General features: G+C 56.4%; 13 protein-coding genes. 3 read left to right on the top strand and 10 right to left on the bottom strand.

All coding sequences use genetic code 11. The features are described from left to right. Nucleotides 1-32: 32 nt before the first annotated feature. A complete protein-coding gene (gene can, locus C1N59_RS16440) occupies nucleotides 33-698 on the bottom strand; it encodes a carbonate dehydratase (protein WP_033740288.1) in 666 nt (221 codons plus the stop codon). A gap of 106 nt (nucleotides 699-804) precedes the next feature. On the opposite strand from can, the gene C1N59_RS16435 reads away from it, so the two are divergent. Continuing rightward, the gene (locus C1N59_RS16435; RefSeq protein WP_006117721.1) at nucleotides 805-1731 is read left to right on the top strand and encodes an ABC transporter ATP-binding protein; all 927 of its coding nucleotides are present in this window, start codon (nucleotides 805-807) and stop codon (nucleotides 1729-1731) included. Then, entirely contained in the window at nucleotides 1728-2498 is a 771-nt protein-coding gene (locus C1N59_RS16430; protein WP_006117722.1) for an ABC transporter permease, read from the top strand. The genes C1N59_RS16435 and C1N59_RS16430 overlap by 4 nt, the downstream gene beginning before the upstream one ends. Nucleotides 2499-2549: 51 nt before the next feature. Here C1N59_RS16430 and panD read toward each other — a convergent pair whose 3' ends face one another. The 9 genes from panD to thpR all read right to left on the bottom strand — a co-directional run bounded on the left by panD (nucleotide 2550) and on the right by thpR (nucleotide 9615). Further along, nucleotides 2550-2930, bottom strand: coding sequence for an aspartate 1-decarboxylase (gene panD / locus C1N59_RS16425; RefSeq protein WP_033740289.1), 381 nt, complete (start codon nucleotides 2928-2930; stop codon nucleotides 2550-2552). Nucleotides 2931-2981: 51 nt separating this feature from the next. Beyond that, nucleotides 2982-3836, bottom strand: a complete 855-nt coding sequence (panC, locus tag C1N59_RS16420; RefSeq protein WP_006117725.1) for a pantoate--beta-alanine ligase — start codon at nucleotides 3834-3836, stop codon at nucleotides 2982-2984. 15 nt (nucleotides 3837-3851) lie between these two features. Next, nucleotides 3852-4646 carry a 3-methyl-2-oxobutanoate hydroxymethyltransferase gene (gene panB, locus C1N59_RS16415; RefSeq protein WP_033740290.1) on the bottom strand — a complete coding sequence of 265 codons (795 nt, stop codon included), beginning with the start codon at nucleotides 4644-4646 and terminating at the stop codon, nucleotides 3852-3854. Nucleotides 4647-4729: 83 nt separating this feature from the next. Beyond that, a complete protein-coding gene (gene folK / locus C1N59_RS16410; protein WP_006117727.1) occupies nucleotides 4730-5215 on the bottom strand; it encodes a 2-amino-4-hydroxy-6-hydroxymethyldihydropteridine diphosphokinase in 486 nt (161 codons plus the stop codon). Beyond that, a complete protein-coding gene (gene pcnB, locus C1N59_RS16405) occupies nucleotides 5212-6630 on the bottom strand; it encodes a polynucleotide adenylyltransferase PcnB (protein WP_394550886.1) in 1419 nt (472 codons plus the stop codon). Before pcnB ends, folK begins: the two co-directional genes overlap by 4 nt. 86 nt (nucleotides 6631-6716) lie before the next feature. Further along, entirely contained in the window at nucleotides 6717-7598 is an 882-nt protein-coding gene (gluQRS, locus tag C1N59_RS16400) for a tRNA glutamyl-Q(34) synthetase GluQRS (RefSeq protein WP_394549886.1), read from the bottom strand. 70 nt (nucleotides 7599-7668) lie between these two features. After that, the gene (gene dksA / locus C1N59_RS16395; protein WP_006117731.1) at nucleotides 7669-8124 is read right to left on the bottom strand and encodes an RNA polymerase-binding protein DksA; all 456 of its coding nucleotides are present in this window, start codon (nucleotides 8122-8124) and stop codon (nucleotides 7669-7671) included. Nucleotides 8125-8371: 247 nt separating this feature from the next. After that, the gene (sfsA, locus tag C1N59_RS16390; protein ID WP_394549885.1) at nucleotides 8372-9076 is read right to left on the bottom strand and encodes a DNA/RNA nuclease SfsA; all 705 of its coding nucleotides are present in this window, start codon (nucleotides 9074-9076) and stop codon (nucleotides 8372-8374) included. A gap of 11 nt (nucleotides 9077-9087) precedes the next feature. Further along, nucleotides 9088-9615: an RNA 2',3'-cyclic phosphodiesterase gene (gene thpR / locus C1N59_RS16385; protein WP_394549884.1), complete on the bottom strand. Its 528-nt coding sequence runs from the start codon at nucleotides 9613-9615 to the stop codon at nucleotides 9088-9090. A 36-nt stretch (nucleotides 9616-9651) separates the two neighbouring features. Between thpR and hrpB the strand changes: the two genes are divergently transcribed. Beyond that, entirely contained in the window at nucleotides 9652-12147 is a 2496-nt protein-coding gene (hrpB, locus tag C1N59_RS16380) for an ATP-dependent helicase HrpB (RefSeq protein WP_039338695.1), read from the top strand. Nucleotides 12148-12156: the final 9 nt, after the last annotated feature.

The following is a 12156-nucleotide window of genomic DNA, read 5'->3' as shown; positions in this document are numbered from 1 at the left end:
CTGGATTCGTGTAGGCTTGTCGCGCGCGAGCGTCAGGGGCGGTGAAAATCGCCACTGACTAACAGGTTAGCCATGCCGTGACGATAGCGTTGCTCCAGGTTTTCGCGGCTGTTCGCGGTAACATTCAGGTTACGCAGGCAGCCATCCTGAATACCGTAGACCCAGCCATGTAGCGAGACTTTACGTCCACGCTTCCAGGCCGATTGCAAGATGGTGGAATGCCCCAGATTGTAGACCTGCTCAACAACGTTGATTTCGCAGAGTTTATCCAGACGTTTATCGGGCGGCAGTTCACCCAGCAACACGCTATGCTTGTACCAGAGATCGCGAATGTGCAGCAGCCAGTTATCAATGAGCCCTAACTCCGGGTTATCCATGGCAGCCTGCACGCCACCGCAGCCATAGTGGCCGCACACGATGATGTGTTCAACTTCCAGCACTTCAACCGCGTACTGCACCACAGAAAGGCAGTTAAGATCGGTATGGATAACCAGATTGGCAACGTTACGGTGGACAAACAGTTCACCTGGCTCAAGACCGGTCAGACGTTCTGCGGGGACGCGACTGTCTGAACAGCCAATCCAAAGGAAACGTGGTTTTTGCGCCTGAGCCAGTCGCTCAAAAAAACCAGGATCTTCTTTGACCAGTAATCTGGACCACTCGCGGTTATTACTGATCAGGGTATCAATGTCTGTCATGGCGTTAAGCAACCTGTTACTGCGCATTTGCGTGCGCGTACTATAGGCGAAGGCTTCCTAAATTCAAACGGCATTACAATGCCATAAAACAGGGTATGTATTCAGAATGACCTATGCACTGGAACTTTCCCGGCTGACCAAGACCTATCCCGGCGGCGTACAGGCGCTCAAGGGCATCGATCTTAACGTCGAAGCCGGTGATTTTTATGCGCTACTGGGACCCAACGGCGCGGGCAAATCGACCACCATCGGGATTATCAGTTCGCTGGTGAATAAGTCGGAAGGCAGCGTCCGCGTCTTTGGTTACGATCTGGAAAAAGATGTCGTCAATGCCAAACGCCAGCTGGGCCTGGTGCCGCAGGAGTTCAATTTCAACCCGTTCGAGACGGTCATGCAGATCGTGGTGAACCAGGCCGGTTACTATGGTGTTGAGCGCCGTGAGGCCCTTCAGCGGGCCGAAAAGTACCTTAAACAGCTCGACCTGTGGGAGAAACGTCACGAAAGGGCGCGCATGTTGTCTGGCGGGATGAAGCGCCGTCTGATGATCGCCCGTGCTCTGATGCACGCGCCCAAACTGCTGATTCTGGATGAACCTACCGCCGGGGTGGATATTGAACTGCGTCGGTCGATGTGGGTTTTCCTGAAAGATTTGAATGCGCAGGGGACGACCATCATTTTGACGACTCACTATCTTGAAGAAGCGGAAATGCTGTGCCGCAATATCGGCATTATTCAAAATGGTGAACTGGTTGAAAACACCTCAATGAAATCCCTGCTGTCGAAGCTCAAATCCGAAACCTTCATTCTGGATCTGGCCCCGCGCAGCCCGTTACCGTCGCTGGAAGGTTTCCAGTACCGGTTAGTGGATACCTCGACGCTCGAAGTTGAAGTCCTGCGCGAGCAGGGGCTGAACAGCGTGTTTAGCCAGCTCAGCGCACAGGGCGTTCAGGTTCTCAGTATGCGTAATAAAGCGAATCGTCTGGAAGAGCTGTTCGTCGGCCTGACGCAAGGAAAAACAGGAGCAAAAGCATGACACATTTGTACTGGGTGGCGTTAAAAAGCATCTGGGCCAAAGAGGTGAACCGGTTCGCCCGCATCTGGATCCAGACGCTGGTGCCGCCCGTGATCACCATGACGCTGTATTTTATCATCTTCGGTAACCTTATCGGTGCGCGCATCGGCGATATGAACGGCTTCAGCTATATGCAGTTCATTGTGCCAGGGCTCATTATGATGTCGGTGATCACCAATGCGTATGCCAACGTGGCATCGTCGTTCTTTAGCGCCAAGTTTCAGCGCAATATTGAAGAGTTGCTGGTGGCACCGGTACCGACGCACATTATTATCGCTGGCTATGTCGGCGGCGGCGTTGCGCGCGGGATCTGTGTCGGTGTGCTGGTGACCGCCGTTTCGCTGTTCTTTGTGCCGTTTCATGTGCATTCATGGCTGATGGTGGCCATTACGCTGCTGCTAACCGCGGTACTGTTCTCGCTGGCGGGACTGATTAATGCGGTGTTTGCCCGCACGTTTGACGATATCAGCCTGATCCCCACGTTTGTGCTGACACCGCTAACGTATCTGGGCGGCGTGTTTTATTCGCTGACGCTGTTACCGCCCTTCTGGCAGGCAGTATCAAAACTTAATCCGGTGGTTTATATGATCAGCGGTTTCCGCTTTGGCTTTCTGGGCATTCACGATGTTCCTCTTACCTTGACCATGTCGGTACTGATTGCCTTTATCGTGGTGTTTTATATCGCCGTGTATTTTCTGATTCAGCGGGGCCGCGGATTGCGGACCTGATACCGGCGAAAAAAAAGCAGCGTTAGCGCTGCTTTTTTTATGCGACCAGACTCAGGCCAGCTGCACCGGCAGCGCTTTCGCCAGACGCTTCATCTGGTTATCACCTTCAAAGTAGGCCACTTTAGGCTGCCACTGGCGCGCTTCTGCATCATCGACCTGGACATACGAGCAGATAATCAGGATGTCGCCTTCACAGGCACAGCGCGCGGCCGCACCGTTGACCGAAATGATTTTCGATCCGCGTTCAGCGGCAATGGCATAAGTAGAGAAACGCTGACCGTTGGTCACGTTATAAATATCGATAGCTTCATATTGCAGGATGCCAGAAGCATCAAGGAAATCCTGATCGATGGCGCAGGAGCCTTCATAGTTGAGGTCCGCCTGCGTGACTTTAACGCGATGCAGTTTGCCTTGTAAAACCGTGCGAATCATAGTCAGAAACCTTGTTATACAGCCAAAAAGAGTGACCCTCAGCCTGCAAGACTACTGCGTGAGGTCTACCTGTTGATTATCGATCAGCCGTGCGTTCCCCAGCCAGGCGGCCATTAACACGACGGCCCGCTGACTGTCCACCGTCAGAGGCTGCAGCGTTTCCGCATCACAGATGGCCAGGCCATCCGGACGCAATCCTTTTTCCTGCAGCGACCGCGTTGCGTCTTCAATAATATCGTCAATCTGCCGTTCACCATTAGCCAGTCGGGCGGCCATCGCATTCATCACCTGGCTCAGGCCAGGTGCCAGCTTACGCTCATCTTCAGTGAGGTAGCCGTTACGTGAACTCAGGGCCAGACCGTCCCTGGCTCGCACCGTAGGCACGCCGACAATCTCGATATCGAACCCCATGTCTGCCACCATTTTACGAATGATGGCTAACTGCTGGAAATCTTTCTCGCCGAAGCAGGCGATATCGGGCTGAACCAGATTAAACAACTTGCTGACGATGGTCGCCACGCCGCGAAAATGGCCGGGACGACTGGCGCCTTCCAGTAAAGATGAAAGCACCGGCACTTCGACAAAGGTCTGATTAGCCAGCCCGTGTGGATACACCTCAGCAGGCGAGGGCGCAAAGACGACATCCACCGCATGGCGGTTCAGTTTCTCACAGTCTTCCTGCAGCGTGCGCGGGTAGCGCGCCAGATCGTCAGGCCGATCAAACTGCATCGGGTTAACGAAAACCGACACGATCACAATATCGGCCCGCTCACGCGCTTCATCTACCAGCGTTAAATGCCCTTCGTGCAGATTGCCCATCGTGGGCACTAACGCAATACGTTTACCTTGCTGACGCCAGCGGCGCACTTCACGGCGCAGCATGGGCAGAGTGTCGATGATCAGCACTGCCATTCTCCTGAATTACTGGAAACTGTGTTCCGCTGCGGGGTAGCTTCCTGCTTCAACCTCAGCAATATAGCGGCGAATGGCGGCACGGATGTCGCCTGTCTCCGCCAGGAAATTTTTTGCAAATTTAGGGATATGTCCACCGGTAATGCCAAACGCATCGTGCATCACCAGAATTTGTCCATCGGTCACGTTGCCTGCGCCAATACCAATCACCGGAATCGCCAGTGCCTGCGTTACGCGCTGGGCCAGGGCAACCGGTACGCATTCCAGCACCATCAGCTGTGCGCCTGCGGCCTCAAGCGCCAGCGCGTCAGCCATAAGCTGCTCTGCACCGGCTTCATCACGTCCCTGCACTTTATAGCCGCCAAAAATATTTACGGACTGTGGCGTTAAGCCCAGATGACCACACACGGGCACGGCGCGTTCGGTCAGCATGCGCACGCTGTCGGCCAGCCATGCGCCGCCTTCCAGCTTCACCATATTGGCCCCGGCGCGCATGAGCTGCGCCGCGTTATCAAAAGTTTGCTGTGGTGTGGCATAACTCATGAAAGGCAAATCGGCTAACAGGAGCGCGTGAGGCGCACCACGACGGACGGCGGCGGTATGGTAAGCAATATCACTTACCGTGACGGGCAGCGTGGAATCATGACCCTGCACCGTCATGCCAAGCGAGTCACCAACCAGCAGAACCTGAATGCCTTCGTCAGCAAACAGGCGGGCAAAACTAAAATCGTAAGCGGTCAGCGTCGCGAATTTTTTACCGCTCGCTTTGCACTGACGCAGATGAGAAAGGGTGGTGGGTTTCATGACGATCTCAGCTCAGAAATTCAGATGGACGCATTTTACTGTATCGCGTTGCTGAGCGGAATCTGTGACGCGCGAATAGATGGTCAGCTGTGCCAGGGACGGATGCTGGCGCAGTCAAGCGTTGCCATAAGCGGCTGGAGCGGACGGCCATCAGGCAGGCGCAGATCGGGCGCAATTTCCAGCAGCGGCACCAGCATAAACGCACGGTTCAGCATATCGTAATGGGGGACGATCAGGCGTTCGCTGTGAATCTGCTCTGAACCAAACAGCATAATATCAATATCCAGCGTGCGTGGCCCCCAGCGCTCGGCTTTACGCACCCGGCCATGTTCCCGCTCGATGCGCTGCGTCTCATCCAGTAAGGCCTCAGCCGACAACGTGGTCTCGAGGGCCACCGCCGCATTGAGATAATCGGGCTGATCGGGTGGGCCATAAGGTGGCGTGCGGTAAAAGGACGAGGTGGCGATGCGCTGAACATCGGTGAGCGCATCCAGCGCTGACAACGCTGCATCAATCTGATGCAGCGGATCGGCAAGGTTACTGCCTAATGCCAGATAAACGCGCGTCATGACGCGTTAGAGTTATCACGACGGGGCGCGGAAGAACGACGACGCGGGCGGCGCGTACGGCTGCGCGGTGCCGGATCGTCTCCCAGCGTGTTGAGCATGGTTTTCTGCTGCGGCGGCGCAGCGACCTGGAACTCTCCCCACCACTTACTCAGGCGCAGCAGCTCCGGGTTATTTTCCACTTCAGCCCGCAGGGCCAGCAGATCATAAGCCGCACGGAACTTCGGATGCTCCATCAGCTTCCAGGCGCGTTTACCGTGACGACGGGACATGCGTAACTGCAACTGCCAGATATCACGAATCAGCGACGTAATGCGCTTAGGAATAGCCAGCGCGCGGCAGGCTTCATCCAGCGTATCATTCATCGCCAGGGCAAACGCATCGTAATAAGTCAGACCGCTTTCCTGCGCAATGCGCTCGGCGGCTTCAAGCTGCGGATACCAGAACATGGCCGCGAACAGAAACGCCGGATTGACGCGCATATCATTTTGAATGCGGTTATCCGTATTCTTCAGCACCTGGGCGAGCATGCGCTCCATATGGCTGTCGCCCTGTTCGGTAAAGTTGCGTGCCAGCGTAGGGAACAGCGGCTGGAATAACTGATATTCACACAGTTTTAGCCAGGTACTGTAGCCATAACCGGCCTGAAGCAGCTTTAGCGACTCTTCAAACAGGCGCGCAGCAGGTACATCGCGTAACAGCGATGCCAGGCGGGGAATGGGCTCTGCCGTTTCAGGAGCAATGCGCATATTCAGTTTGGCCGCGAAACGCGCGACGCGCAGCATGCGCACCGGATCTTCGCGATAGCGTGTTTCCGGATCGCCGATCAACCGAATGATGCCTTGTTGCAGATCGTTCAGGCCGCCAACATAATCCCGCACCGAAAAATCGGCCACGCTGTAATACAGGCTGTTAATGGTTAAATCACGCCGTTGGGCATCATCTTCAATACTGCCGAAAATATTGTCCCGTAGCAGCATACCGCTCTGGGCACGCTGGGAATTATTGTGATTTTCGCTGTTCTCTTCAATCTGATGATGACCGCGGAACGTAGCCACTTCGATCACTTCCGGACCAAACATCACATGTGCCAGGCGAAAACGGCGGCCAACCAGACGGCAGTTGCGGAACAGTTTACGCATCTGCTCCGGCGTGGCGTTTGTGGTCACGTCGAAGTCTTTAGGCTTCTGCCCCAGCAGTAAATCGCGAACGCCACCGCCCACCAGGTAGGCCTCATAACCGGCTTTATTCAGACGATACAGCACCTTGAGGGCATTTTCGCTGATGTCTTTACGTGAGATGGTGTGGCTTTCACGAGGAATGATGGTCATATGACTCTCAGGTTCAACCTCTGCTGGTGCTTCCTCGTCATCACGCTTCAGGACTTTCCGGCAAAAATTAGCGACTCGGGTAAAAATGGGACACCTCGACAGTGACAATTAGGGTGTAGGTAAAATCAGCGGCTAATCATAGCCTGTTGTGAATCATTTGAGAATGCTGTTGTCTATGCATCCGCTCTCAGGGCGTTATCATGCGGTATCAAAGCGATATTCCACTGCTTCACAGCATCAGACAGCAGTTTCTCCTGAGAATCGTCCTGCCAGCCTTCGCTGACCGGCTGTCCCAGAAACCGTAAGGCCTGCACCAGGCACGGGCGCGGATCGCCATCCGGCAGCGCGGGCGCATGATTTTGCTTAGAAAGTTTGTGTCCGTCAGCAGTGATGGCCAACGGCAAATGCAGATAATCCGGAACGGCCCAGCCAAACTGTCGATAAAGGGCAATCTGCCGCACCGTCGGCTCGATTAAGTCTGCGCCACGCACGATCTCGGTGACGCCCTGATGATGGTCATCAACCACCACGGCCAGATTGTAGGCAAACAGGCCGTCGCGACGATGAATAATAAAATCCTCTTCAGCCAGCCGCCGATCGGCCACAAGCGTGCCCCGTAACCGGTCTTCAAACTGGAAAACTGGCGCATGCTGACGCAACCGCAGTGCCGCATTCTCCGGACCTGAACCTGCATCCCGACAGTGCCCGTCGTAGAAACCACCCAGCTGCTGAATGCGGCTTCGGCTGCAGGTGCAGTAATAACTCTGCCGGTGCGCTCTTAACCACTGTAGGGCGTCCCGATAAGCGTCATGGCGCTGTGACTGCCATATGACTTCACCGTCCCAGTGCAAACCGTACTGTTCTAACTGGTGCAGAATACGCGTGGCGGCTCCTGCGACTTCACGGGGAGGATCAATATCCTCAATGCGTACCAGCCAGCGGCCATGCTGCGCGCGTGCGCTAAGGTAACTGCCTAAGGCAGCGATCAGCGATCCAAAGTGGAGTTCACCAGAGGGAGACGGCGCAAAGCGCCCGATACAGGATGAGAATGCCATAGGTTTCATGAACCAGACGGCGGAAAAAGAGGGCCTTTTCCCGCCGCATGGCTGCAGTCAGACGGCAACATTAGCCCGCCATTTGCTTCTCACGAATTTCTGCCAGTGTCTTACAGTCGATGCACAGATCGGCCGTCGGACGCGCTTCAAGACGGCGGATACCGATCTCAACGCCACAGGAATCGCAATAGCCAAAGTCGTCATCTTCAACTTTCTTCAGCGTTTTTTCGATCTTTTTAATGAGCTTGCGCTCGCGATCGCGGTTACGCAGTTCCAGGCTGAATTCCTCTTCCTGAGCGGCACGGTCAACCGGGTCCGGAAAGTTAGCGGCTTCATCCTGCATGTGTGTAACGGTGCGATCAACTTCGTCCCGCAATTGATTACGCCAGGCTTCCAGAATCTTGCGAAAATGGTCCAGTTGCGCGTCATTCATATACTCTTCGCCCGGCTTCTCCTGATAAGGCTCCACCCCAGCGATGGCGAGAATACTCAGGGACGATGTTTTACGGTTTTGCCCTTCTTGCATGTTGTTTCTCCTGGATAACACGCACTATACCCTTCGATTGCCATCGGCCAGTATATTCACACTAACCTTCATTGATGACGCACTCTTGGGTACATCGATCCCCCAACGGGGAAAAACAGGCCGCTATAAATAACAGAAGCTGTCAAGGTTGGCAATTATTCCTGCGCCCATCTTGACAAGCCTGTGAGGAACAGCGTAGTTGGCCCCTGACAGAAGATAGTCCTATCACAGAAGGATGCCACTGATATTACAACGTTACGTCAACAGCCGTTGTAATAAACATGCCTTCTGAAGACAGTTCTGCCCGGTACGCCAAAATTTCCACGCCATTCAGCCGCGCCTGTACCAGTTGTTCTGCGTAAGCCGCATCGATGTGACGCGCCGGGGAAACGTCCTCAATCCCCGAGTGCAGAACGGCAAACAACAAAACGGCCCGATGACCTTCTGCCGCAGCCTGACTCAGCTCGCGCAGGTGTTTTTGTCCTCGAATCGTCACCGCATCCGGAAAATAGCCTTTACCTTCCTGTAAAAGCGTTACGGATTTCACCTCAATATAGCACTCAGGTCGGTCCTGTGCTGTAAGCAGGAAATCAATTCGACTTTTTTCGCTGCCGTATTTTACTTCAGCCCGACACGCTTCGTAGCCCGACAGCGGCAGAATTCGGTTTTCGCTTAACGCCTCCTTTACCAGTTGATTCGCGCGCAACGTATTCACGCAAATCCAGTGGCCTTGCTGCGTCTCGGTCATCTCCCAACTGTGCGGGTACTTGCGTGTCAGGCTGTCGGACGTGGAGTACCACACGGTATCACCCGGCGTAGCACAACCGGTCATGGCGCCGGTGTTGGCACAATGGATGGTGAGCGTCTCGCCTTCCGGCGTAATGACATCCGCCAGAAAGCGTTTGTAACGGGTAATCAGACGTGCCGGTTTGAGGGCGGGAGAAAAAAGCATAGGGCTCCTGATTATGACTGTAACGGCCAGGTGGCCAGTGTCCGGTAGCGCGTCCGCCCTTTTACGTACTCTGAGGCAAAAAGCGAAAACTGACTGGCCGTAAAGCGCCAGAGAAAGCCGCGAGGGGGCAGGGCAACGGGTTGCGTCGCCGAGCGCAGCAGGGTGATGTGTGGATGAAAAGGCTGAGCGGGCTGCTCACAGCCGTGCCGGGCGGCCTGGGCACGCAGCAGACTTGCCAGCTGCAGCAATCCCCGGGGTGGGCGCTGACAGCCCAGCCAGACCACGCCGGGGCGCGGCCAGTGCCCCGCATCATCTAACGTCACATCAAAAGCAGGCTGATGGATGCGCGAGGCCAGGGTTTGCAGCTGTTTTGAGGTCTCCGCTGAGACCTCGCCCAAAAAAGCCAGCGTCAGATGAAGGTTCGCGGCCGCAATCGGGCGACCTGCCTCCTCACTGAAGGTCTCAGCTCGCCACTGCACCAGTTGCTGTTGCAGGTCTTCGGGTAGGGCAATAGCAAAAAATAAGCGCTGTAACGCCATGGCGGTCTCCGGTAATCCTCACGGATGAGTGCTACAATGCGCGCCATCTTAACACAGCCATTAGCGGAGTTTTTGGTGAGTGATCTCCCCGTCAGCGCGGTGTTGCCTGACCTGCTGAGCGCCCTTGATCAGGCCTCGAACGTCCTGCTGGCTGCGCCTACCGGCGCAGGTAAATCCACCTGGTTACCCCTTCAGCTGTTACAGCACAAGGCGCTGTCAGGGCGCATTATCATGCTGGAGCCACGCCGACTGGCCGCACGCAACGTGGCGCAGCGGCTGGCTGAGCTACTGGGCGAACAGCCCGGCGCCACGGTGGGTTACCGCATGCGCGGCGAAAACTGCAGCGGACCCATGACCCGGCTTGAGGTGGTGACCGAAGGTATTCTGACGCGCATGTTGCAGCAGGATCCGATGCTGGATGGCGTGTCGCTGGTGATTCTGGATGAATTTCATGAGCGCAGCCTGCAGGCGGATCTGGCGCTGGCGCTGTTGCTGGATGTTCAGCAGGGATTGCGTGACGATCTGAAAATTTTGCTGATGTCAGCCACGCTCGATAATACTCGCCTGGCGACGCTGCTACCGGACGCGCCGCTGATTGCCTCAGAAGGGCGCAGCTATCCGGTCGAACGGCGTTATGCTCCGTTGAGCCCGAGCCTGCGTTTTGACGAGGCGGTAGCGCGTGAAGTCGCGCAGTTGCTTCGACAGGAAAGCGGCTCGCTGCTGCTTTTTCTGCCCGGCGTGGCAGAGATAGCGCGCGTAAAACGCGAGCTGGAAACCCGTGTCGATGAGGATGTCGATTTAACGCCGCTTTATGGCGCGCTTCCGCTGGCCGCTCAGCAGCAGGCTATTTTGCCTGCCGCCCCCGGACGCCGCAAAGTGGTGCTGGCGACCAATATTGCCGAAACCAGCTTAACGATCGAAGGTATTCGTCTGGTCGTGGACAGTGCCCAGGAGCGGCGCGCGCTGTTTGATGCACGCAGCGGCGTGACGCGGTTGCAGACTCAGCGCATCAGCCAGGCGTCGATGACGCAGCGCGCCGGACGTGCCGGACGACTGATGCCGGGCATCTGCCTGCACCTGACTTCACAGGAGCAGGCGGAACGGGCGCCTGCACAGGGCGAAGCCGAAATCCTGCACAGCGATCTCGCGTCATTGTGGCTGGAACTGCTGCAGTGGGGCTGTACAGACATCGACCAGCTACAGTGGATCGATCGGCCACCCGAAAAGCACTTACGGGCAGCGCAGCAGCAGCTGATGCGCCTTGGAGCGCTGGATGAATCAGGACGACTGAACACACAGGGCAGACGCATGGCGCAGCTCGGCAGTGATGCCAGGCTGAGCGCTATATTATGTGCCGCAGGGCGTGATGCCGATGCGGTGGCCAGCGCGGCACTACTCGTCGCCGTGCTGGAGGATCCGCCCCGCGCGGGCAGTGTTGATCTACGTGATGTTCTCTGTCGGCCTTTACCGCACTGGTTGCGGCGCGCGCAGCACTGGCAAAAACGCCTTGGCGTCACAGGCGGACGGGTCGATGACGCGCATTTTCCCGCGTTGTTAACGGCGGGATTTCGCGATCGTCTGGCGCGCCGACGCGATAACAGCGGACGCTATCAGTTAGCCAACGGACTGGGGGCAGGGCTGGACGAACAGCAGGCGCTCACGCGTTACGAATGGCTCATTGCGCCTGTCTTATTACAGGGCAGCAGCGCCCCCGATGCACGTATCCTGCTGGCCCTTCCCGTCGAGCTTGCGGCATTGACGCAGGCCTGTCCACAGCTTGTCGAACAGCGTACCGACGTGGAATGGGATGACGAGAAGGGCACGTTGCGCACCTTACGCCGTGAGCAGATTGGCGAACTGATACTGAAGACTCAGCCGCTTGCCCGACCGGATGCCGAGGCGTTACAGGCCGCGCTGCTACGCTGGGTCGCTAAAAAGGGGTTATCGGTACTGGGATGGACGCCGGAGGCTGAGCAACTGCGGTTACGTATCCAGTGTGCCGCCCAGTGGCTGCCCGAAGAGAACTGGCCCGCCGTCGATGAGGCCAGCCTGCTTGACTCGCTGGATCGCTGGCTGCAACCGCAGATGAGCGCCGTGCGGGATCTGAAGAGTCTGCAGTCGGTCAATCTGGTCACTGCGCTCTTACATTTGCTCACATGGTCACAACGTCAGCGGCTGGATACTGTGCTGCCAACTCATTACACTGTGCCCACCGGAAGTCGGCTGCCGATTCGCTATGATGCAGATAAACCGCCCGCGCTGGCGGTGCGTATTCAGGAAATGTTTGGCGAAGCCAGTAATCCTGCCGTCGCAGAAGGTCGCGTGCCGCTGGTGCTGGAGCTGTTATCGCCCGCCCAGCGTCCCTTACAGATCACCCGCGATCTGGCGGCGTTCTGGCGCGGTGCCTATAAAGATGTGCAAAAAGAAATGAAAGGGCGTTATCCCAAACATCCCTGGCCCGACGATCCGGCCTCCGCAATACCGACCCGGCGGACGAAAAAGAATACGTCACAGGGCGGGCCCGCTGTTTAATTCAGAGGG

The sequence above is a fragment of the Pantoea sp. SGAir0183 genome (assembly GCF_043545505.1).
This window is presented reverse-complemented; position numbering and strand designations above follow the sequence as displayed.